The sequence below is a fragment of the Lunatimonas sp. genome (assembly GCF_020832325.1).
Taxonomy (GTDB): domain Bacteria; phylum Bacteroidota; class Bacteroidia; order Cytophagales; family Cyclobacteriaceae; genus Lunatimonas.
The window spans coordinates 1-22,123 of sequence record NZ_JAFIEU010000051.1 but is presented as its reverse complement, the minus strand read 5'-3'; the positions used below and the strand labels follow the sequence as shown (position 1 = coordinate 22,123).

General features: G+C 46.7%; 19 protein-coding genes. 10 read left to right on the top strand and 9 right to left on the bottom strand.

Annotated features, from left to right (window positions below; all coding sequences use genetic code 11):
* Positions 1-34 precede the first annotated feature (34 nt).
* The gene (locus JJU34_RS20210; RefSeq protein WP_228694243.1) at positions 35-3,286 is read right to left on the bottom strand and encodes a SusC/RagA family TonB-linked outer membrane protein; all 3,252 of its coding nucleotides are present in this window, start codon (positions 3,284-3,286) and stop codon (positions 35-37) included.
* 628 nt (positions 3,287-3,914) lie between these two features.
* Between JJU34_RS20210 and ileS the strand changes: the two genes are divergently transcribed.
* The 6 genes from ileS (at position 3,915) to JJU34_RS20180 (ending at position 10,705) form a co-directional block, all read left to right on the top strand.
* The gene (gene ileS / locus JJU34_RS20205) at positions 3,915-7,301 is read left to right on the top strand and encodes an isoleucine--tRNA ligase (protein WP_228694242.1); all 3,387 of its coding nucleotides are present in this window, start codon (positions 3,915-3,917) and stop codon (positions 7,299-7,301) included.
* A 24-nt stretch (positions 7,302-7,325) separates the two neighbouring features.
* Positions 7,326-7,949: a lipoprotein signal peptidase gene (locus JJU34_RS20200; RefSeq protein ID WP_228694241.1), complete on the top strand. Its 624-nt coding sequence runs from the start codon at positions 7,326-7,328 to the stop codon at positions 7,947-7,949.
* A gap of 119 nt (positions 7,950-8,068) precedes the next feature.
* Positions 8,069-8,419 (top strand): hypothetical protein, encoded by a 351-nt coding sequence (locus JJU34_RS20195; protein WP_228694240.1) that lies wholly within the window; start codon positions 8,069-8,071, stop codon positions 8,417-8,419.
* Between the two features lie 6 nt (positions 8,420-8,425).
* On the top strand, positions 8,426-9,124 hold the full coding sequence (locus JJU34_RS20190) for a hypothetical protein (RefSeq protein ID WP_228694239.1): 699 nt from the start codon (positions 8,426-8,428) through the stop codon (positions 9,122-9,124).
* Between the two features lie 133 nt (positions 9,125-9,257).
* A complete protein-coding gene (locus JJU34_RS20185; protein WP_228694238.1) occupies positions 9,258-10,022 on the top strand; it encodes an ATP-binding protein in 765 nt (254 codons plus the stop codon).
* A 44-nt stretch (positions 10,023-10,066) separates the two neighbouring features.
* Positions 10,067-10,705, top strand: coding sequence for a response regulator transcription factor (locus tag JJU34_RS20180; RefSeq protein ID WP_228694237.1), 639 nt, complete (start codon positions 10,067-10,069; stop codon positions 10,703-10,705).
* A gap of 97 nt (positions 10,706-10,802) precedes the next feature.
* On the opposite strand, the gene JJU34_RS20175 is transcribed toward JJU34_RS20180, so the two are convergent.
* From JJU34_RS20175 to JJU34_RS20160, 4 genes are read right to left on the bottom strand one after another with little or no spacing between them, the layout of a single operon-like run.
* The gene (locus tag JJU34_RS20175; protein WP_228694236.1) at positions 10,803-11,468 is read right to left on the bottom strand and encodes a phosphatidylserine decarboxylase family protein; all 666 of its coding nucleotides are present in this window, start codon (positions 11,466-11,468) and stop codon (positions 10,803-10,805) included.
* A gap of 58 nt (positions 11,469-11,526) precedes the next feature.
* Positions 11,527-12,366, bottom strand: a complete 840-nt coding sequence (locus JJU34_RS20170) for a phosphatidate cytidylyltransferase (RefSeq protein ID WP_228694235.1) — start codon at positions 12,364-12,366, stop codon at positions 11,527-11,529.
* Positions 12,350-12,556: a DUF2007 domain-containing protein gene (locus JJU34_RS20165; protein WP_228694234.1), complete on the bottom strand. Its 207-nt coding sequence runs from the start codon at positions 12,554-12,556 to the stop codon at positions 12,350-12,352. The genes JJU34_RS20170 and JJU34_RS20165 overlap by 17 nt, the downstream gene beginning before the upstream one ends.
* Complete coding sequence (locus JJU34_RS20160) at positions 12,540-13,490, bottom strand: CPBP family intramembrane glutamic endopeptidase (protein WP_228694233.1); 951 nt, start codon at positions 13,488-13,490, stop codon at positions 12,540-12,542. The genes JJU34_RS20165 and JJU34_RS20160 overlap by 17 nt, the downstream gene beginning before the upstream one ends.
* 146 nt (positions 13,491-13,636) lie before the next feature.
* Between JJU34_RS20160 and dusB the strand changes: the two genes are divergently transcribed.
* The 4 genes from dusB (at position 13,637) to JJU34_RS20140 (ending at position 18,175) form a co-directional block, all read left to right on the top strand.
* Positions 13,637-14,626 carry a tRNA dihydrouridine synthase DusB gene (dusB, locus tag JJU34_RS20155; protein WP_228694232.1) on the top strand — a complete coding sequence of 330 codons (990 nt, stop codon included), beginning with the start codon at positions 13,637-13,639 and terminating at the stop codon, positions 14,624-14,626.
* Between the two features lie 118 nt (positions 14,627-14,744).
* Complete coding sequence (locus JJU34_RS20150; RefSeq protein ID WP_228694504.1) at positions 14,745-15,659, top strand: DMT family transporter; 915 nt, start codon at positions 14,745-14,747, stop codon at positions 15,657-15,659.
* Between the two features lie 45 nt (positions 15,660-15,704).
* A complete protein-coding gene (locus JJU34_RS20145; protein WP_228694231.1) occupies positions 15,705-16,628 on the top strand; it encodes a mechanosensitive ion channel domain-containing protein in 924 nt (307 codons plus the stop codon).
* Between the two features lie 77 nt (positions 16,629-16,705).
* Positions 16,706-18,175 carry a glycine--tRNA ligase gene (locus tag JJU34_RS20140; protein ID WP_228694230.1) on the top strand — a complete coding sequence of 490 codons (1,470 nt, stop codon included), beginning with the start codon at positions 16,706-16,708 and terminating at the stop codon, positions 18,173-18,175.
* An 81-nt stretch (positions 18,176-18,256) separates the two neighbouring features.
* Here JJU34_RS20140 and JJU34_RS20135 read toward each other — a convergent pair whose 3' ends face one another.
* The 4 genes from JJU34_RS20135 to JJU34_RS20120 form a co-directional block, all read right to left on the bottom strand.
* Positions 18,257-18,664 (bottom strand): META domain-containing protein, encoded by a 408-nt coding sequence (locus JJU34_RS20135; protein WP_228694229.1) that lies wholly within the window; start codon positions 18,662-18,664, stop codon positions 18,257-18,259.
* Between the two features lie 131 nt (positions 18,665-18,795).
* The gene (gene alr, locus JJU34_RS20130) at positions 18,796-19,950 is read right to left on the bottom strand and encodes an alanine racemase (RefSeq protein ID WP_228694228.1); all 1,155 of its coding nucleotides are present in this window, start codon (positions 19,948-19,950) and stop codon (positions 18,796-18,798) included.
* Positions 19,951-19,958: 8 nt separating this feature from the next.
* Positions 19,959-21,092: an amidohydrolase gene (locus JJU34_RS20125; protein ID WP_228694227.1), complete on the bottom strand. Its 1,134-nt coding sequence runs from the start codon at positions 21,090-21,092 to the stop codon at positions 19,959-19,961.
* Between the two features lie 30 nt (positions 21,093-21,122).
* Positions 21,123-21,806, bottom strand: coding sequence for a peptidoglycan DD-metalloendopeptidase family protein (locus JJU34_RS20120; RefSeq protein ID WP_228694226.1), 684 nt, complete (start codon positions 21,804-21,806; stop codon positions 21,123-21,125).
* Positions 21,807-22,123: the final 317 nt, after the last annotated feature.

Sequence of the window (22,123 nt, the reverse complement as noted above, 5' to 3'; positions counted from 1 at the left end):
TACATGTTTAAGTTTCTAAATCGCCATTTTGCAATTAGAAAGTGACGTCCAAACTAAACGAATAGGTTCTGGGCATTTCCCTGGCAGATTCCGGATCACCAAGTTCCCTGATCCAGCCGGTAAATATGGCTGCATTTTCGATGTTTAGGGCCAAGCGTACCCGCGATGACTTGATTTTCTGCGCTAGGTAATCAGGTACGCTGTAACCTACGGAAACATTCTGCAATCGCAGATAGGAGCGGTTGATCCACTTTTGGCCTCCCGTCAGGTTAATGGAATTAATTCGAGCAAAGTCGTTTTCTCCATTCAGCGGTGTCCAATAAGGTATCTTGTACCAGTTGTGGTTTTTGATGTATTCCTGGTTGTTGTTGAAAGGCTCATGTGTGCCTCCGTAATAGCCAAGTTTTGCCAAGAACACCAATCCAAAATCGAAGCCCTTGTATTCAAAGTCATTTCGGAAGGTCATGTACCAAGGATTATTGGTGAGACCAAGAAACACTCTGTCGTCAATGTCGATCACCCCGTCGTTATTTTGGTCCACCACGCGGAAATCACCCGGAAACAACCCATAGCGGGCAGCCTCGGCTTCCTCACCAATCTGGTACACACCATTCAAATCCCAATCCCAGATAATGTCCTTATTCCGGCCGATAAACCAACCGTTTTGGAGGTCGTCCGGCTCTCTCATCACCATATTTCCCTCGCCGTCAGACATTGGAATAGGCGCATTGCCCAGCGTCAGGATCTTGTTGATGCGATAGGTTACGTTAAAGTTACTGGTCCAGTAGAAGTCTTTGGTGGATACGTTTATGGATCGAATCCCTAGATCAAAACCCCTATTTTGCAGGTTGCCTATGTTGGTTTTAACCGACTCGAACCCTGTCAGATCGGGCAGCTTTTGATCCAACAGCAAGTCGCGGGTCTCTGACTGATAGACGTCCAATGAGCCGGTCAAGCGGTCGCTGAAGAATCCATAGTCTATGCCCACGTTGAAGGCCCCAGTACGTTCCCAAGATAGATTTGGGTTCGCTATACGGGTGATTTCGGTATAAGGTGTAGCTATATAGCCCCCGTCGTAATTTAAATATACCCCATTGGCAAGTCTGGCGTAGGCATTGTAATCTTCCAGCCCGCTACTGTTTCCGTTTACTCCATAACTTGCCCTTAACTTAAGGTAGCTCAATGACTTCCCTTTTGGCATAAAACCCTCATTAGTGAGCGTCCAAGCTGCGGAGACTGATGGGAAATTTCCGTAGATATTGTCGATTCCGAATCGGGAAAAACCATCCCTACGAATCGATGCGGAAATATTAAACCGGTCGTCAAATGCGTAATTGACCCGCCCCATGAGGCCAGTACGAGAGTTTGCCTCGTCATAGGTGCTCATGGTAGGATTTAACCCCAACTGCATGGCGTGGTAACCCAGTCCCGCTGTAGGCGAAAAGGTATTGTTAAATGCCCTTGTTTCCCAGCTTTGATTACGCTCGGTATTGTACAGACCGGTAAAGTTTAACCGGTGGCTGCCAAATTCACCATCCCAGTTCAGTATGGTATTGGACTGCCAAGAGAAGGTGTCATTATACCGGCGCTCGGCTTGGTCAACGGCCCGCTGTGGGTTTCCTCGCTCGTTCAGATCAAACCGCTTCCTAACGTCAAACCTGGGCGTATAATCTGTCCTCAAGCTAAAGCCATAGGGAAGGGTTATATTGGCATAAAGCGTTGGGTTGATCATGAAGCGGGTGTGGCTTCGGGTATTCCAGCTTGGCGCTTGGTAAGGATTGGTTAGGTTAGAACCCGCAGGCTGGTCATTTAAATTTTCCCGCGTGCGAGGCATATTATTTCGCCAAGGTTGGTCATAGGGAGAAAAAGAACGGTAGCCACCGTTAGGTATGGGCATAGGTCCTTCGTCTTGGTACATAAAGTTTGCATTGGCACCTATACTAAAGAACTCCGCAAGGTTCACATCCAAGTTTAATCGCGAGGTTATCGCTTTAAATTTGTCGTCGATAATCACCGACTCCCTATCACTATATCCAAGGGAATAATAGTAAGAAACCCGTTCTGTTCGGCCGGATACGCTGACGTCGTAATCCTGTCGGACACCCGTGTGGAAGAGGTAGTCTTGCCAGTCATGGACAACGCCATTCCGGTAGTTTTCGAGTTCATTGTCCCAAAAGTTGAAATTGTTTACCCGAGCCACGTTGATCACATCCGGATTGGTTTCACCGGGTATACCGTTAGCCGCCAACCATTGATCCCGGTACTGCGGGTCGATGCTGTAAAAATCCCGAAACCGGGTCCAAGGCTCCGTGATGGTATTCGTAATAGACTCGTTCATATCGGTAAGCCAGTTGAGCACTTCGTCGCCACCTTTGTAGGTAAGCTGCCTGCGCGCACCGGTAATCAGGCCAACGCGATTGCTGAAGTTTATCTGCGGCTTGCCAAAAGAACCCTTTTTGGTGGTGAAGATTACCACGCCATTTGTCGCTTGGGATCCAAAAACCGCCGCAGCACTAGCATCCTTCAACACATCGACGCTTTCGATCGTGTTGGGATTGATTTCCGCCAAATCACCCCGGAAAATTACTCCATCCACTACAATGAGGGGACGGTTTGCAGCGCGTTCGGCATTGGCGTCGGCTTTCATGGAGGCATCACCCCGTACTTCAAATTCCGGTACGTTTCGCGCATTGGTGGCATAGCCAACAGACAACCCCGGCACGGTGGTTCGTAGAATCTCCGAAACGCTGGTAGGCTTGTACTTCATCACTTCTTCCGCCTTCACGTTTACGATCGCTCCCGTCAGATCTTTTTTCTGCTGTGTTCCGTACCCGATCACGATTACCTCATCCAGCGCTTGTGCACTTTCGGAAAGTGATACGTCAATGGCAGACTGATTCCCCACCTCTATGGTCGTACTCTCAAATCCTATAAAGGAAAAAACCAGCGAAGAGCCTTCCGGAACCGTAATCGAATACCTGCCATCTAAGTCGGTGGCGGTACCAATTGAGGTGCCGGGAACTGCTACCGTGGCGCCGGGGATTGGTTCCCCATTTTGATCGGTGACACGTCCTGTGACGGTAATGTCAAATACGGCGTAAGTAAGAGGAAAATTGGCGAACAGGTCACCTGATGCATGCATCGATGAAAGTGGGGGATGGATGACTGCGCTTTCCCCCCGTAAATTTTCGGCTGCATAGAGTGTTCCGGAAAACGTACACAAAATGCCCGCCATCCACAAAGAGTGGGAACCCTTTGTGATTTGCTTTGGTAATTTTAGTTTCATTTTGGGATATGTTAAAATGATTGATTTGTGCAAATAGACTTTCTATCCACACTTTCTTAGGGTTATTTCATAGGCAAATACTATTTAGGAGGTTATACACTATCAAGGGTATGGTAGGACGAAACCTAAAACCAAATCTTTGGATTAATGACAAAAACCGCTTTTTGTAACGTTACCGATGCGAAAATACAAAAAGAAGCTTATGATAGCCTGTAGGCTGTTTGAGTTATAAAGTTTTATTTGTGTTGCAGTATATAAATTATTCATTTATAATAAAACAAATCACGAAATAAATTAACAAAAAAGTAACAGTAGCGATCTTGGAGTACTCCTACCCATTATCGGCTCTCAGGCCTCCAACTAAAACACACCACAAGTGCCAAAAAATGACTTGATTTTATTCTCAAACCTTTGAAGAACAAAATCGAATTTCGCCCTACCAATTGCCTATAGAGGGTTCTCTTCCGCGGGGTCCCAAGCGCAGTTTTTACACCTTTGGCATTCACATCAACTAGTTTTCTATTAACTTTACGCCTCCTTTTGAAGGAGTTAATATTACAGAGCTTCCAAAAACAGGACTCTTCTGTAAAGCAACCACAACCTTACAGGCAAAAAAGACCACAACACGGTGAAAAAATATAAGGAGTTCAAACAGGTGCAATACCCTGAAATTGGAGAAAACATATTGGCATTTTGGAAGGAAAACCACGTCTTTGAAAAGTCTGTGGAAAACAGACAGGGCGCAGAAACCTTCACCTTTTACGAAGGCCCTCCATCGGCAAACGGTACTCCCGGAATCCACCACGTCATGGCACGAACCATCAAAGATGTATTCTGCCGATATAAAACCCTCAAAGGATACCAAGTAAAACGAAAAGGTGGGTGGGATACCCATGGGTTACCAGTAGAATTGCAGGTGGAAAAGGAACTTGGAATTACCAAGGAAGACATCGGCAAAACGATCTCTGTGGAAGCGTACAATCAGAAATGTCGCGAAACGGTCATGCGCTTCAAACACGAATGGGATGAACTAACCGAAAAAATCGGCTACTGGGTGGATCTGGATGATCCCTATATCACCTTTGAAGCGCCCTATATTGAGACACTCTGGCACCTACTGAAGCAATTGTTTGAAAAGGACCTACTATATAAAGGGTACACCATACAGCCCTACTCCCCGGCTGCTGGAACAGGGCTAAGCTCACATGAACTGAATCAACCCGGATGCTACCGCGATGTAAAAGATACCTCAATAACGGCTCAGTTTAAGCTCGCTGACGAAGAGAATACCTATATCTTGGCATGGACCACCACCCCTTGGACCTTACCTTCCAACTCTGCCCTTGCGGTAGGTGAAAACTTGGAGTACGTTAAAGTAAAAACTTTCAATCCATATACATTCGACGCCCAAACAGTCATATTGGCGAAAGATCGGATGAACGCCTATTTCAACCCCAAGGCCAAAGACCTAAATCTAAGCGACTACCAATCCGGGGACAAGCTGATTCCATTTCAGATCACTGAAACCCTCCGAGGCAAAGACCTATTGGGGTTGAAGTACGAACCTTTGTTCCCGATTGCCGAGCTTTCATTGCCCCATCCGGCATTCACTGTGGTGGCGGGCGACTACGTGACCACGGAAGACGGCACGGGTATCGTTCACCTGGCCAAAGCATTCGGCGCGGACGATTTTCGCACCCTCGTGCAACAGGGTGTGCCCGGCATCTTTGTAAAGGACGAGCTTGGCAATGAAATTCCCGTAGTAGACAAACAAGGCAAGTTTCTTCCGGTAGTGGGTACCTACCTCAGAGAAAAAATGACGGAACACGGCATCACAGCCCACAAAGAGATGAAGCCGGACACCTTTTACGTCAAAAACTACCCGCAGGACGATGAAACTCACCCCGACTACAAAAGCACGGACGTGATCATCTCTATCATTCTCAAAAACGAAAACAAAGCCTTTAAGGTAGAAAAATACGAACACAGCTATCCCCACTGTTGGCGGACAGACATGCCCATCTTGTACTATCCCCTGGAAAGCTGGTTTATTAAGACCACTGCCTACAAAGACAAATTAGTAGCCCATAACAAAACCATCAACTGGAAACCGGAGGCAACTGGTACGGGCCGTTTTGGCAACTGGCTCGAAAACTTGGTAGACTGGAACCTCAGCCGCTCGAGGTTTTGGGGCACTCCGCTGCCTATTTGGCGCACTGAGGATGGGGCCGAGTCAAGATGTATCGGATCTATTGCCGAATTGGAGGAAGGTATACAGGAAGCCATCTCCAAGGGATTTCTAGAAAAATCACCTTATGAAGGCAGGGAAATAGACCTGCACCGCCCCTATGTGGATGAGGTGATCTTGGTGTCGCCCAGTGGAAAAAAAATGTACCGGGAACCGGATCTCATCGATGTATGGTTTGATTCTGGCGCCATGCCCTACGCCCAGTGGCATTACCCTTTTGAAAACAAAGATATTTTTGACGCCAATTACCCGGCTGATTTTATTGCAGAAGGAGTAGATCAAACCAGGGGTTGGTTTTTCACTCTACATACGCTGGCAGTGATGCTGTTTGACAGCGTTTCCTTCAAAAATGTAATCGCGAATGGGTTGGTCTTGGACAAAAACGGCAACAAAATGTCCAAGCGCCTTGGAAACGCAGTGGATCCCTTTAAGACACTAAAGGAATACGGTCCCGATGCCCTGCGGTGGTATATGCTTAGCAACGCCAACCCTTGGGACAACCTCAAATTCAATACCGATGGCGTGGTAGAGGTGCAACGCCGCTTCTTTGGCACATTGCAAAATACGTACAATTTCTTCGCATTGTATGCCAACTTGGACAGCTTTGCGTATGATCCGGAAAGCGCAACCCCCATCGAGGAGCGCCCCGAGCTGGACAGGTGGATTATTTCCAAACTTCAATCCCTGCTGATCGATGTAGAAAGAGCCCTAGACGACTACGACGCTACTCCTGCTTCAAGGGCTATCATGAATTACACGGTGGACCAACTTTCGAACTGGTATGTACGGTTGGCCCGCAAGCGTTTTTGGAGAGGGGACATGAACCCCGACAAAAAGGCTGCCTACGAAACCTTATACGAATGTCTTTTGACCATCTCCCAGGTGATGTCACCCATTGCACCTTTTTATGCAGACTGGCTATATCAAAACCTGACAGCAGGGGATCGCGCGATGCACCAAAACCTGGCGCTATCGGTACACTTGACAGATTGGCCTTCCGCGACACCTGCATGGATCAACTTGGACTTGGAAACCAGCATGGAATTGGCGCAGGACATTTCCTCTTTGGTGCATTCGCTCCGGAAAAAGGAGCGCCTTAAAGTGAGACAGCCTCTTCAGAAGATTCTGATACCGGTGCTGAGCGAGCAGCGGAAAACGCAGATCCAACATGTGGAAGAACTTATCCGGTCGGAGGTAAACGTGAAAGAGGTTTCTTATATTGACGACACATCCGGAATCTTGGTAAAAAGCATAAAACCCAATTTTGCGTTGCTAGGCAAGAAATACGGACCCAAGTTAAAGCAAGTGACACAGACTATTCAGGGTTGGGGCAAAGAGGAAATTGCAGCCATCGAGCAAAAGGGCTACTATCCCGTTCAGTTGGACGGGGAAGACATCCAAATTCTGCTAGAAGAAGTATTGATCAGTTCCCAGGACATTCCAGGGTGGTCCGTTGCTACGGAACGAGGAATCACGGTAGCCCTGGACGTGACTGTGACTGAGGTTCTCAGACAGGAAGGAGTGGCCAGGGATTTGGTAAATAGGGTGCAGAACCTCCGCAAAGACCTTGGCCTGGAGGTTCAAGATAAAATCCGAATCCGAGTGCAGGAATTAAATGAAGACGTAGACACGGCCATTCGGGTATTTTCTCCGTATATTCAAACGGAAACTCAGGCGCTAGAGCTGGTTTTTATCGATAAACTGCCTGATGGTATGGTATTGGAAATGGATGAATTCGAACTAACCGTTTTGGTAGAGAAAGTCTAACCAATGCGATTCAACTATATATAGATGCGATATTTAAAATATTTTGCCATCACGCTCGCCGTTATCGTCGTTGACCAGGCGGTTAAGATGCTGGTTCACTACCAAATGGATTTTGGTACAGCTGGTCAAATCAAGGTCTTGGGAGACTGGTTTAAGCTGCACTACACGACCAATCCCGGAATGGCCTTTGGTATGCAACTGGGTTCTGACTATGGCAAACTCATCCTCACCAGTTTCCGACTGATCGCCATGTTCGGTATCGGCTATTACCTGTACCTTTTGATTCAAAAGAAAGCGCACACAGGGTACATTGTCTGCATCGCCATGATTTTAGGTGGAGCGATCGGTAACCTAATCGACAGCGTTTTTTACGGCGTATGGTTTGGAAATGCACCCTATGATGCACCCAGTCCCTGGTTTCACGGTCAGGTAATCGATATGTTTTACATAGACATCTGGGAAGGATTTATCCCTGATTGGGTCCCTTTGTTAGGCGGCAGCTACACGGCACTATGGCCAATTTTCAACATTGCGGATGCCTCAATCTTTGTAGGAGTGGCTATCATCCTAATTTTCCAGAAACGCTTCTTTGACGAAGAAGGCAAGCGGGATGCCGAGCAGAAATCCGAGTTGGTCAGCGGTAGTTAAGGCTTGATACATTAAATAATTGCGCTCAGCTAGCCTTGGAATAATGATCAATCCATAATAAAAACCCGAATACTTTGCCTATTTTTGAAAAACAGGACAGCTAGATAAAATCAAAGGCAATGGAATTTAAGAAGTTCAAGCGATTAAGAGCGAATTACGAGGGGTTTATAGAAACTGCGGAACGGGACATTCACGGCGACAAAGCGATAAAGCAAACCCGGTCGGTTTGGTTTGACCGGGAAACCATCGAAAAATTGCTGGCAGATACCGACAGTAAAAAAGGCGGTATCAAGATTTACTTTGGGCAATACGATCAGGATACCCTTCCAGAAATCGAAGACACCGAACTCAGAAAAGAAATGGACGGACGGCTGACGGTGATATTGGCCGCTTCTAATGAAAATAAAGATCCGGAAGAGGAAACTCAAATAGTTAACGGCGGCTGGTTCTGCCCCCCCCATTGTGGTTAAATTATCATGATTGATATTCTGCTCAAGCCCTACAACCTATCTCTCCTGACGGGGCTCTTAGCTGCTATAGCGTACAAGATACGATATGTTCATGAACAGAACCCTTCAGATTGGACTATAATCGGGCTGCTGTTGTTTGTGGTATCCTTTGAATTTTACGCCTACTATCTTGCCAGTCAGACGAAGTCAACCCTGACCTTCTACAATATTTCGTATGTCACCATTGAAACACTTATATTGTTTATTTACTTCAGGCAGATCAGTGCCTCTAGGGTGCTAAAAAGATACACGCTTGTTTTCCCTGTTATTTTATTGCTATTTATTGTACTCAACCACTTCATGTGGCAATCTTTTTTGACTTCCTACCAATCCTATTCTTTTTTTGTAGCTGCTATAGGCATATGCCTTTTTTGCTGCCTCTATTTTTGGGAAATCATCCGGTATAACCGTTTTATTGATCAACCACTTTACACTGTATCCCATTTTTGGAACATCGCTGTGTTAATGGCTTTTTACTCAGGTGCATTTCTCTTTTCCTTGTCAGTCACAAAGATTCAGTTTCTAATCTTCGAACAGCATCGGTTTTTAGGGGATTTGTTATCCGTTTTAAATCAATTTTTGGCAGGCTTATTGTATTTGACATTGGGCTTCTCACCCTGGATTTCAAAAGCATTAGGCCCAAAGAGCCATGTTGAAACTACCTGAGGTGTTCGCCCAACCATTTATATAACATCTGGGCCAAAACTTATTTTTTCGTGTGATTGGCACTGGAATTTAGTCTCACGGTCTTATCTTGCAGGGAAGTTGTGTACCATTCACCCGATCGGCAAAACTCTCCATGGCCACTGATGATATTTCATTTGAACTATTCATAATGCTCGTTGCCGGCATTGTGGGATTGTTTTTGATGGCCGGATTTGTGGTATCCATGGTATTGATCCACCGCCAACGTCAACTTAGAGGCCGGCATAAAATGGAGCTGCTCAAGGCCGAGTACCAAAACACGCTCTTGAATGCCGAAAAGGAAATCCGGGAAGAAACGCTGCACTACGTAAGCCAAGAACTGCACGATAACATCGGTCAAATGCTCTCCCTTGCCAAACTGGTACTCAGCAATCCTGATCCCGCCGCAGTATCCGAAGGAAAACAACTCATCAATGCGATCATTAAAGAAGTTCGAAGCCTTTCCAAATCGATTAACAGGGACTATATCAAAGATGTAAACTTCGCAGATTTTCTAGGGGAGGAATTGGAAAAAATCGAACGAAGCGGTTTTTGTAAAACCAAACTAAACCAGTCAGAAAACCGAATCACCATCTCCGATGCAAATAAGAAATTAATTCTGATCCGGCTGGTTCAGGAGTGCCTGAACAACGCAATCAAACACGCAGAGCCCAGTACCATCGAAATCACCATCTCAGAACAGGACCGCAAACTACTCCTTGTAGTCGCCGATGATGGAAAAGGCTTCGATATACAGACATTTTCAAACGGGCTTGGCTTGAGAAACCTTCAATCACGAATGGAGGCCATTGAAGGTGATTTATCAATGCAGTCATCCCCCGGCATGGGCACTCGTATTAGTATGTCCGTTGCTTTGTAATTTCGAATCGTATTCCCCAGCAAACATTGAAAGCTAAAACCTATATGCCTACTAGAATCGTGATGGCGGACGACCACAAAATGTTTGCCGTCGGTATTGCTAATATCCTCAAAAGAGAACCTGATTTTGAAATAGTCGCCGTACACAACTCTGGGAAGCAGGTTCTTTCCGAACTGGAGCGGCAGTATGCAGACCTGTTGATCACAGACATGAACATGCCCGGCATGGATGGAATAGGCCTCATCCAGCAATTGAAAAAACAAAAATCCAAGCTGAAAATTATCGTGCTATCCATGTACGACGATGAAGAAATATTCAAGCAGTGTATCAAGCAGGGCGTGGATGCCTATGTGCTTAAGAATGCGGATCCCGACGAATTGGTATATACCATCCGTGAAGTAATGGAAAACCGCCACATTGCAGATTTTCAACGGGTGCTTTACCAAGCAGAAGAAAGCCCCTATGAAGAGTTAGATGCCTATAAGCTGAAATTTAAACTCTCTCGCCGGGAAATTGAGATCTTAAAATACTTCGCCAAAGGAATGAGCAACCGGGAAGTTGCTGAAAAACTAAACCTAAGTATTCACACCATCGAAACCCACCGTAAACACATCCATTCAAAACTGAAGGTCTCCAACACCTCGGAGCTTATCAAAAAGGCCATTGATATGGGGCTGGGTTAACCTGGAAACCAATGGCAATTAAAAAACAGGAAGTACAACTCCCGGTTTTTTTTATCCTTGCCCCCTTGATAAGGGTTGTACTGAATATGCCATGAAACTAGGTGCCCTTTAGCCTGGCTATAGGAGTAATACCTCCTCGGGTAGTCTGATTCGGAGTCACAAGCACCTCGGCGTCCAAAGGCAAAAACACATCCACCCTAGACCCAAATTTTATGAATCCAAACTCATAGCCTTGAGCGAGTGGATCCCCTTCTTTTACGTACCATTTTATCCGGCGGGCCAGTGCACCGGCAATCTGTCTTACCATCAACTGAACCCCGCTCGGATGCTCAATCACCAAGGATGTACGTTCGTTTTCAGTGCTGGACTTGGGATGCCAGGCGACCAGATACTTTCCAGGGTGGTACTGAAAAAACCTAACGATTCCGGTGATGGGCGAGCGGTTTACATGCACGTTAATCGGAGACATAAAGATGGACACCTGAATTCGCCTGTCCTTCAGGTATTCCTCCTCCAGTGTTTGTTCGATGACCACCACCTTGCCATCCGCTGGCGCGTATACAAACTCAGGATCCTGAGGAATTGGGATGGCAGGGTTTCTGAAAAACTGTAGGACCAGGAGGTAAACCACAATGCTAATCAAAAGCACCACGTTCAACAGCGTTTCCTGGCCTTCCAAAAGCTGGTGCAAGCCAAAGTTGAGGCCTGCCAGGATGATCAACATCCAAAACAGCAGGGATTTGCCTTCTTTGTGTATGGTCATGTCAAAATCGTAGAGATCGTTGGTTTGGCTACAAAAATATGGGTTTTTTTATAGCTTGTTAGAAAATTTTCAAAAATGCAACGATAAAGGGAGTGGACAGCAACAGTCCGTCAAACCGATCCATAAAACCTCCATGCCCCGGAAGCCCCCGTCCAGAGTCCTTGATATCTATACTTCGTTTAAAAAGTGACTCAATCAAATCTCCGTATGTGCCGGCAATGATGATGATGGCTGCTATGCAGAACCACTGCCAAGCCTGTAATACCGTGAAGTATTGGGAAAGGAAATAGGTAACCGTCAAAGCTGTAGCTGCTCCTCCCAGACTCCCCTCCCAGGATTTCTTGGGCGATACCCGCTCGAATAGCTTGGTCTTCCCAAACTTGGTTCCCGCAAAATAGGCCCCCGAGTCACTCGCCCACAATATGAACAAGGAACCAATTACGATCTCATAGTGAAACGTCTTATCTACGGAAAAAGCCGCTATGGTAAGCAAAGAGAAGGGAATTGCCACATAAAAGATCCCCAGTATGGTATAGGCTATACCGGTGAATGGTTTTTTGTCTGATTTCCGATAGAGCTTGATGAAAAATATCATGGAAATCAGCGGAAACACCAGAAAATAATACCTGATAGGAATCACCTTCATTTCCTCCAAAAAGGTCAGCGTGAAGATCATCAGCCCTATAAATGTCCCGAAGCTTTTTAACGGCAGCATACCGTCCAATCCGGAAAGCTTGTAAAACTCCATCTGAGTAAATCCGAGAATAACGCCAAAAACAGCAAAATAGGCCCATTCACTGTACACTAAGCTACCAATTATCAAGCCTGCCCCTACTATTGCGGTGATAACCCGTTGCGCCAAGTTGCTATAATTGCTGATATTAAAACGTGATCTCATGGGTTATGATGTTTATTGCTTGCAAGACCTGATCGTCAGAGGCCATGACTTCGTAATTGCCGTGTAGCTGATACACAGACTCTTTTTTGTTGAGGATGACAGCGGTAATACCTTTTTCGGCCAATACGCCCTTGACAATTTCAGCCCTGACCGGCGAATCGGTCACATATACCTTATGCCATTTCGCCATCGGTAACCTTTTTGGGATGCAATTGCATAAAATACCGGGCACTGACAGCAAAAACCACCAAACCTATCAACACATAATGCCAATAAAGCTCGGTAGGTTCTTCCAAGTCAAAGTCTACCATATCGAGTTTTGCAGCGTAGACCATAAAAACCGTGAAAGTATTGTTAAGTATATGGGCTAGGATGGGATAGATCAGACTGCCGGAAAACACATACAAGTAGCCAAACAAGGCTCCCAGCATCATCCGTGGCAAAAATCCGTAAAACTGCATGTGAATGGCCGAAAAGATGGCTGCAGTGATCCAAATGCCCAGATGAACATTTCCGGTATACCCGTGCATTTTTGCTTGCAAGATACCCCTAAACAAGTATTCTTCGCCTATTCCCGCCATGATGCCAATGACAAAAATACCCATCAAAAGCTCCTGTACATTTTCGAAATCTGTAATAAAAAGCGTCAATTTCATCAGTTCGTCTTCCTTGGCACGGAGGACGCTTTCGAGTTCCGACAGAAACGCTGGAAATTGCACGTGTGCATTTAGATACACAAAAAGCGAGTTGAACAAAATAAATCCAACCACCAATACGACAAGCAACCCCAGTCCTTCGGGTCGTACCCTCGCCCACTGGACGGGAAAGTTTAGGGATTTTTTATCTATAAATTTCAGAAATATCCAACCACCTAGCAGAAATCCACCTCCTCCTCCTACCGCTTGAATGAATAATAAAGACATGCGAGCGTTTTCATGGGTTGAATTTCCGACAGCCACTGCAACGATTTCTTCAAACGGCAAATTGAACAAAAGAGGTATCAACGCGATTGCCAATCCTTGGGTAAGCAGCAATGCACCGAATACCACCAGAAACAGTAGCACAAAGGAAAGCAGCCAAGGATGGTTTACAGGTCTTCCTGGTTGGGTTTCATAGATCTCCATAATCGGGGTAAATTTACATCAAATAGGCGTCACCGCAAGGAAACAAGGCAATTACGCTACATTTAAATCAACGTGTTGTGAATTAGTTTGCGGTAAAACCTTGATTTCAAGCCAAAATGCCCGAACTTTGCCAAAAAAATTGGAAAGTGGTAAAAATCGGCAACATAGAATTGGGGGAATTCCCTCTCTTATTGGCCCCCATGGAAGACGTGAGTGACCCACCCTTCCGCGCAGTCTGCAAGGAAAATGGGGCTGATTTAATGTATACGGAATTTATCAGTTCGGAAGGGCTAATCCGTGACGCCGCCAAAAGCGTGCAAAAACTTGACATCTTCGACTACGAACGCCCTATCGGCATACAAATATTCGGCAATGAAATCGCTTCCATGCGGGAAGCCGCCGCTATTGCCGCCGCAGCCAATCCAGACATTTTGGACATTAACTATGGATGCCCCGTAAACAAGGTAGCGTGCAAAGGTGCTGGTGCAGGCATCCTGCTGGACATTGATAAGATGGTCTCCATGACCGCAGAGATCGTGAAAGCAGTGGATATTCCGGTAACGGTAAAGACGCGCTTAGGGTGGGACGACAACACCATCCGCATTCAGGAAGTGGTGGAGCGTCTGCAAGATGTAGGCATAAAAGCCATCAGCATACACGCCCGTACACGCAAACAAATGTACAAAGGTACGGCACGGTGGGAGTACCTCGCCGAAGTTAAAAACAACCCACGGATTACCATTCCGGTATTTGGAAATGGCGATGTGGATTCTCCGCAAAAGGCCCTGGAATACCGCGAAAAATACGGAGTGGATGGCATCATGATCGGCAGGGCCAGCATCGGATACCCATGGATCTTCAACGAAATCAAACACTACTTCGCCACCGGCGAGATACTACCTCCACCAGACTTGGATGAACGTATCCGAATCACCAAGAAACACTTGGACTTTAGTGTAGAGTGGAAAGGCGAAAAATTAGGTTTGTTGGAAATGCGACGCCACTACACAAATTACTTTCGCGGCATGCCTAACTTTAAGCCCTTCCGTACCGAGCTCGTCACATCCGAGGACTATCACCACGTGTTGGGCCTGCTGGATGCCGTCGGAGAAGCCTACGCCAAGTACGAATTCTAAGGTCCGTTGCTGGGGCCTAAGGGGAATGGTCCCTTAGCTTAGGCAGTTACTACCAACCAAATTGTTTTCCAAAAGAAAGATCAAGGAAACAAGAAGACTAACCACTACCATTTCTATGATGCCAGCCGATACGAATAAAACGCAGCTTAAAAGTTGGCTACTTTTGATTCTATTGTCGCTGATTTGGGGGAGTTCCTTTATCCTGATCAAAAAATCTCTACTTGTTTTTTCCCCGGGCGAGGTGGGTGCATTCCGGATCGTTGCAGCGGGACTGGTGATGCTTCCACTGGCCATGCCATTACTCAAAACGCTGAACCGTAGGCAGGTAACATACCTGTCCATTATTGGAATGGTAGGAAGCTTTATACCATCATTCCTCTTTGCAAAAGCCCAAACGCAATTGCCGAGTTCGCTCACCGGCGTACTTAATGCGCTCACGCCTCTTATGGTCGTTTTGATTGGCGCTTGGCTATTCGGGTCCTTTATTTCCCGACGCAATGCCCTAGGCTTGTTCATCGCTTTTTTGGGCGTGGGCATCTTGGTCCTGTACCAAACTGAAAGTGGCTGGGATATCCTTTCCGGTATCAACTTTTACGCCTTTTTCGTACTCGCTGCTACTGTTTGCTACGGGTTTAATGTGAACATTATCAAATTTAAGCTAGCCGAGCTTAAGCCACTGGCGATCACGGCTATTTCGCTGATGATGGTTTTGCCCCTGGCGTCAATCTATTTGTTTGCCTATACGCAGTTCTCCTTTAAATTGGTTCACGTGCCAGGGGCCTGGCTGCCGGCACTGTACATTGCGACTTTAGGGATTGTGGGCACGGCCATCGCGCTACTCATTTTTAACACCATGGTAAAATTGGTGTCACCTGTCTTTGCCAGTACCGTCACCTACCTGATTCCTGTAGTGGCTATAGGGTGGGGCGTATGGGATGGTGAGTCATTACTGCCTTGGCATTTTGTCGGCATCGCCGCGGTAATTGCGGGTGTTTGGGTGGGAAACCGCAGGCCGAAACCACTAAAGACCTGAAAGATGTTAGCAGGAGACTGGATTAATGATTAATTTTAACCGACTATGTTTGAGAACCTTCTGAGTATTGACAAAGAGATTCTGAACCGTCTCATACAGACGGTATTGGTAATCATTGTCATCCTCCTTATTAATAAGCTTTCGGTAAAGTTCATTTACCGGGGAGATTCTGATGAAATGCGGAAGCAGTACCACTGGAGGAAGGTAGTGGAATACACCACCTCCATCATAGGGCTACTCATCATCGGAAACCTTTGGGTAAGCAATTTCCAGTCCATCACCACCTTTCTGGGTTTGTTGTCAGCAGGCATAGCCATTGCACTGAAAGATATCTTTGTAAATATCGCGGGATGGGCCTTCATATACCTCCGCAAGCCTTTTGATGTAGGGGATCGCATCGAGATCGGGGGTATCAGAGGCGACGTGATCGATTTGCGGCTCTTTCAATTCAGCCTGTTGGAAATCGGCAACTGGGTGGATGCGGATCAAAGTACCGGCCGGGTGATGCATATCCCTAACGGAAAAGTATTTACCGACCCGCAGGCAAACTACTCCATAGGATTCAATTACATATGGAACGAGCAAGCGATCTACATTACCCTGCGGAGCGACTTCAAAAAAGCAAAAACGATCCTACTAGAGATCCTGAACGAACACCTGAAAGACGAGCTGATGCTGGCAGAAAAAGAATTCAAACGGGCCAAGCACGAGCATTTGATCGTTTACAAGCAGTTTACCCCCATGATATTTACCAACATCACGGAACGGGGAATACAGCTCTCCATGCGGTACCTTTGCAATCCAAAAAAGAGGCGGATGCTTGCCCACGCGATTACAGAGTCTATTCTGGAGCGGCTGGCGCCAGAAGATAATATCCGCATTGCCTACCCAACCTCCACCGTCCTGGTACATCAGGATCAAGTCCACCCTGCCACCCAACCCTCCCCTGCAAGAGGGCGAACCACGTAGCTTGGCAGAGGAAACCTGCGGTTTGTATAAAAAACTAAAACCTTGTACAATGTCACTTTTTGACTAATTTTGCGCCTATGGCAAAAAAAGATCAGTCGCAAGAAAACAACCTGTTGAAAGATATTATCGCCCATGCGAAGGAGTATGGGTTTGTCTACCCTTCATCTGAGATCTATGATGGTTTGCAGGCCGTATACGATTACGGCCCATACGGTGTAGAGCTAAAAAACAACCTCAAAAAAGTCTGGTGGGAATCCATGACCCGACTGCACGAAAATATCGTGGGCATAGATGCAGCCATCTTTATGCACCCTACAACCTGGAAAGCTTCCGGTCACGTGGACAGTTTCAATGATCCCATGGTAGACAACAAGGACAGCAAAAAACGGTACCGTGCAGACGTATTGATCGAAGAAAAGGCTGCCCAATACGAAAACGCCGGAGATATAGACCGTGCCAAGTCACTCCTGTCCGCCATGGGCAGACTCATGGAAGCCGAAGACTTCGCGGCACTCCGGGATTTACTTATCAACGAGGAAATCAGCTGCCCCGTCAGCGGTACAACTAACTGGACGGAAATCCGCCAGTTCAATCTTATGTTTTCCACTCAGGTGGGTTCGGTAGCCGATGAATCGAGCACGATCTACCTACGGCCTGAAACCGCCCAAGGAATCTTTGTGAACTTCCTCAACGTGCAGAAAACGGCACGGATGAAGGTCCCCTTTGGCATCGCCCAGATTGGAAAAGCTTTTCGGAATGAAATCGTGGCCCGCCAGTTTATCTTCCGCATGCGGGAGTTTGAACAGATGGAAATGCAGTATTTTGTGCGCCCCGGTTCTGAACTCGAATGGTACAAGACCTGGGCAGACACCCGGATAAAGTGGCATGAAGCGTTGGGTATACCCGCAGAAAAGCTACGCCGACACGATCACGAGAAACTTGCGCACTATGCCAATGCCGCGTTGGACATCGAATACGAATTCCCCTTTGGCTATAAAGAGGTCGAGGGGATCCATTCACGAACGGATTTTGACCTAAAAAGTCACCAAGAATACTCCAAGAAGAAACAACAATACTTCGATCCGGAGATCAACCAAAACTACATTCCCTATGTCATTGAAACGTCGATTGGAGCAGACAGACTGTTTTTGATGACCCTCTGCAATGCATACGTGGATGAAGAGGTAGACGGAAAACAGCGCACCTATTTGAAGTTTCACCCAGCCTTGGCACCTGTTAAAGCGGCCATTCTGCCCCTCACCAAGAAGGATGGACTGCCCGAAAAGGCCCGGGAAATTGTGGAAGCATTGAAATACGATTTCAACCTCATTTACGAAGACGCCGCATCCATAGGCAAGCGCTACACCAGACAGGACCTCATCGGTACCCCTTTTTGTATCGCGGTAGACCACCAAACACTGGAAGACAATACGGTCACTATTCGCCACAGAGACACTACAGAACAAGAACGCCTACCTATCGCTGAACTTCATAGCAGGCTGAGTGAGGCTTGCAGCTTCCGAAACATTTTCAAACAGTTGGTTTAAGAAAACAAAGCCGCGTACAAAGGATTCCTTCATCCACTGCACGCGGCTTTGCCTACTTTTTGCCCCACCGATTGGGTCTTACTATATTTTCTCCATTTCTACCAAGATATTGCCCGATTCGTCCTGAATGATCAGCTTGTTCGCATTGTAAACATATTGCGAACTATTCTCGAGGTTTTTCAGGTAAACGCGTTCAAGCGCTGCATCCTCGCAAGACGTTTGATCGGTATACAAGGTGGAAAACTTTATTTGCTGCTGATTGTACGTAGCTCCTCCGCGGAACTCGCCGCAACCGGCAAATCCACCGATTGCCTGATCCTCCTTAAACTCCAATGTCAGGTTTTCCAATTTGGCTTTGGAAGCACTGGTCCCTGCCAATTGGGTCACCCTCCAGTCATAGTCCGAAAGTTCAATGGGTTCGGACCCGCAGGACATGACCAATAAGACACTCAACGTGCTGATAGATAGTATCAAAAGAAAGCTTTTCATGGTATAGATAGTTTGGTTAAAAAAAGGAATGCCGCCTCAGCGCGAAGCACCTCATCCTATTAATACATTATTAATCAAACAAATACCGTTCTAAACTACCATTTTTGAAAAAAAATTATGAAAAGCCCTCTCTATGCCTTGAAACGCCGAGGAATATCCTGCGGAAGACGGGTCAGTAACTCATAATTCACCTGTTGTGTAGACTCCCCAAAGGAGGCCACGGTGATTTCATTTCGCTTTTGCCGCCCAATGATCACTACCTCATCCCCCTTTTTTGGCTTGTCTAGATCGGTGATGTCTACGGATATCGCATTCATGGTCACCGTCCCTACTACGGGTAAAATTTTTCCATGAATGAGCACCTTACCCAAATTGCTCAGGTTTCGGCTAAAGCCATGGCAATACCCTACAGGTACCAGCGCAATGACCATATCCCTGGAAGCCATGTAGCTGTTTCCATAGCCGATGAAATCCCCCATCTTCACTTTCTTGACACTCATGATTTGACTTTTCCAACTAATCAGTCGTTTGAGCGGGTTCTTCATGTTATCTGCCAGGTGCTTAAACTTAAACATATAGGTCTCCTGGCTGGGCCAAAAGCCGTACTGAGCGATCCCGATGCGTACCATATCCATGATGGTTTCCGGATAACTGAGCGACGCAGCGGAACAGGCGGTATGGTAGGTCTTAAACCGAATCTCTTGGGAGAGAAACCACTCCTTGTACTCCGTGAATTTTTTGATCTGAGTCTTCACCCGCACGTAATTGGCCACACTCTCGGCACCCGCATAGTGAGTGCAAAAGCCCCGCAAGTCTAAAAATTCTTCGTTTTCACGCAATAGCTTGAGTAAAGGCTCGCGCTCCTGCCACTCAAATCCCGTTCGATGGAAACCGGTTTCTACCTCCACGTGTATGCGGGCCTTTTTCCCCTGCTTCCTTGCTAGCCGTATGGCCTCCCTCAACCGTTCAAATTCAAAGACATAAAAGCCAATTCCCTTCTCAATGACCCAAGGCAAGACCTCGTCAGACACCATCCCCATGATCATAATTTGGCTGCTCTTTTTGGAGGCCTCAAATACCCGCTTGGCCTCGTCTGCGCTGAAGGTGCTGAAGTGCCGGATACCGTTACTTTCTGCCAGTGCAACGATATTCTCAATTCCATGCCCATATGCATTTCCCTTCACCACAGAAGAAATCAATACCTGATGCCCTAGCTGACTGCGAATGAAATTAATGTTTTGCCGGTAAGCAGACTTACTTATTTCAATATACGATGTATGAAGCATGTGTTGGTTTAAGAATGGATACGTTGAATAACCTCCCAGAATAACTCGATTGCTGTGGGCATGATCTCATCCGGAAAATCGTAGGAGCTCTCGTGAAGCTGGGGGTGCTTGGTCCCCGCTCCAATACCGAAAAGAAAGGTGGGACAGTGAGCTGAAAACCGTCCAAAATCCTCTGACCACCGAAAGGGCAGCCGAATGTGCTTGGTCTTAAGCGTAAGTTTTTTAGCCGATTCGTTGACGTGCTCCCAGGCTTTTGCGTCATTCTCCACCGCCTCAAATGCTTCCGAATACGAAATGGCAACTTCTAATTTATAGGATTTGGCGATCGTATGTACCAATTGCTCAGCATACGCCGTCAGGCGATCCATGACACTATTATCAAAGGTGCGGAGAGTGGCCATCAAGGTGGCAGCACCGGGTGTTGTGCCAAACGAACGCTCTCCCAAACCCACATGGACCACGGTAATGAGTGAAAAACCCTCTACTCCTTCGGACAGTTTCTCGAGGGCCACCATCAATTTGGCCAAAGCCTCTGTCGGCGGGTTTCCGTCCTCCGGATGGGCTGCATGGCTGGTTTCTCCGGTCAATTGCACCGTCATGCCCTTAGATGCTGCGGTAAAAGCACCCTTCTTTAGGACGATCTCCTGCATTTCATATCCTGGTAGATTGTGTAGGGCAAACGCCATATCCGGCTGTATACCTTTAAATGCCGGAGATTTCAAGATCAACTCGGCTCCTTCACCCGTTTCCTCTGCGGGCTGAAAAAGTAATACCACCTTCCCCTTTTCAGGTTTTGCTGTCGCCAATTTAGACCCTACTCCAGCCAAAATGGCCATATGCCCATCGTGTCCGCAGGTATGAGAGATACCTGGGTGGATGCTATTGTATGGCTTCTTACCGGTTTCAGGGATGGGCAATGCGTCCAACTCTGCCCTCAAAAGTGTGGTAGGCCCCTCCTGTTTACCGTTAAAAACTACCGCCAATCCATTGCCACCCAACCCTTCAATAACCTGATCGGGTGAACAGGATGCAAAAAAATCTTTCACCCGGTCTGAGGTAGCTGTTTCCTGATGCGACAGTTCCGGGTGCTTGTGCAGCTCGTGGCGAAAGGAAATAATGGACTGAATAGCTTGTTTTTTCATTGCGTTACGGTTTTAAACGCTTCCAAGGTACTAACCGGAAAGAAGCGGCGTATTGATCCACAGGTTTGGGTTGGGGCAGTTTGCTTGAAAGTGAAGTAGATCCTCCTCTCTGCATACCCCTGGATAATCTCCCCAATTTTCTTCCAAATTCTTAATCAACTGAAAGTGTAGGTGCGGTGGCCAGTTACCATTTTCTACAGGAGCACCGAGATGCCCCAAACAATCCCCAGCGCGAAGGACTTGCCCCAAATCCACGGAGGCCAAATCGGCCCTGGACAAATGCCCATATAGGCTATACAGCTTTTCACCCCACAATTGGTGTTCCAAAATCAAGGTGGGGCCATAGTTTCCGAAGCCTTGATTATCCTGAAAACTATGCACCGTACCTTCTAGAGGACAATAAACCGGACGTCCCGCCTTCGCCCAGATATCCACACCCAAATGGATATTTCGGTATTCATTTGGCCGGGCAGCAAATACCTCACTACGGGTGTAAATCACACGGTTTTCCAAATAGCCCCCCAAAGCGAAGTACCGGGCTTCCTTATCCATCAATGTTTGTATGTAGCGTCCGAAATCGTCACAGTCTACATAATCCACGTCAGAAAGGCCCGGGTTGTCGTTACTCAGGTCAATGACAAACGCGTTGGTCGAGTCCAGATTGACCCCCATGAGTGGGAATTGGGGAGGCGGTAGGTGTATACAAGTGGGCATTTCAACCGACAAGTTATAAAAAATACCGGTTGCCAAGACAGAATTAACAGATTTTCAAAAAGGATGGAATTTAACCGTCTAGTTTATCTTTTCAATAATATATAAATCACTTTTTTATTTTTTATGTATTTTTTTATCATTTTTGTTAAATTATTTGCAACAGAACTAGATCCGCGCTACCTTTGAAATATCAAACAAAGACAAAACGTGTCGAAAAGGTTTGTTGACAATGTAGGGTGATGAAACTGGCAGACATGCCCTCCGGTCTCGGGGGTGGGGAGCTAAGGACAAAGCAAACATGGAGCTCGTGTTTTGCC

Excerpts from the sequence above, each read along its gene's own strand:
- JJU34_RS20210 (WP_228694243.1), bottom strand. The coding sequence starts at position 3,286 with ATGAAACTAAAATTACCAAAGCAAATCACAAAGGGTTCCCACTCTTTG.
- JJU34_RS20185 (WP_228694238.1), top strand. The coding sequence starts at position 9,258 with ATGGCCACTGATGATATTTCATTTGAACTATTCATAATGCTCGTTGCC.
- JJU34_RS20200 (WP_228694241.1), top strand. The coding sequence starts at position 7,326 with ATGCGATATTTAAAATATTTTGCCATCACGCTCGCCGTTATCGTCGTT.
- JJU34_RS20195 (WP_228694240.1), top strand. The coding sequence starts at position 8,069 with ATGGAATTTAAGAAGTTCAAGCGATTAAGAGCGAATTACGAGGGGTTT.
- JJU34_RS20135 (WP_228694229.1), bottom strand. The coding sequence starts at position 18,664 with ATGAAAAGCTTTCTTTTGATACTATCTATCAGCACGTTGAGTGTCTTA.
- JJU34_RS20140 (WP_228694230.1), top strand. The coding sequence starts at position 16,706 with ATGGCAAAAAAAGATCAGTCGCAAGAAAACAACCTGTTGAAAGATATT.
- JJU34_RS20150 (WP_228694504.1), top strand. The coding sequence starts at position 14,745 with ATGCCAGCCGATACGAATAAAACGCAGCTTAAAAGTTGGCTACTTTTG.
- JJU34_RS20145 (WP_228694231.1), top strand. The coding sequence starts at position 15,705 with ATGTTTGAGAACCTTCTGAGTATTGACAAAGAGATTCTGAACCGTCTC.
- JJU34_RS20190 (WP_228694239.1), top strand. The coding sequence starts at position 8,426 with ATGATTGATATTCTGCTCAAGCCCTACAACCTATCTCTCCTGACGGGG.
- alr (WP_228694228.1), bottom strand. The coding sequence starts at position 19,950 with ATGCTTCATACATCGTATATTGAAATAAGTAAGTCTGCTTACCGGCAA.
- JJU34_RS20175 (WP_228694236.1), bottom strand. The coding sequence starts at position 11,468 with ATGACCATACACAAAGAAGGCAAATCCCTGCTGTTTTGGATGTTGATC.
- JJU34_RS20160 (WP_228694233.1), bottom strand. The coding sequence starts at position 13,490 with ATGGAGATCTATGAAACCCAACCAGGAAGACCTGTAAACCATCCTTGG.
- JJU34_RS20120 (WP_228694226.1), bottom strand. The coding sequence starts at position 21,806 with ATGCCCACTTGTATACACCTACCGCCTCCCCAATTCCCACTCATGGGG.
- JJU34_RS20180 (WP_228694237.1), top strand. The coding sequence starts at position 10,067 with ATGCCTACTAGAATCGTGATGGCGGACGACCACAAAATGTTTGCCGTC.
- JJU34_RS20170 (WP_228694235.1), bottom strand. The coding sequence starts at position 12,366 with ATGAGATCACGTTTTAATATCAGCAATTATAGCAACTTGGCGCAACGG.
- JJU34_RS20125 (WP_228694227.1), bottom strand. The coding sequence starts at position 21,092 with ATGAAAAAACAAGCTATTCAGTCCATTATTTCCTTTCGCCACGAGCTG.
- JJU34_RS20165 (WP_228694234.1), bottom strand. The coding sequence starts at position 12,556 with ATGGCGAAATGGCATAAGGTATATGTGACCGATTCGCCGGTCAGGGCT.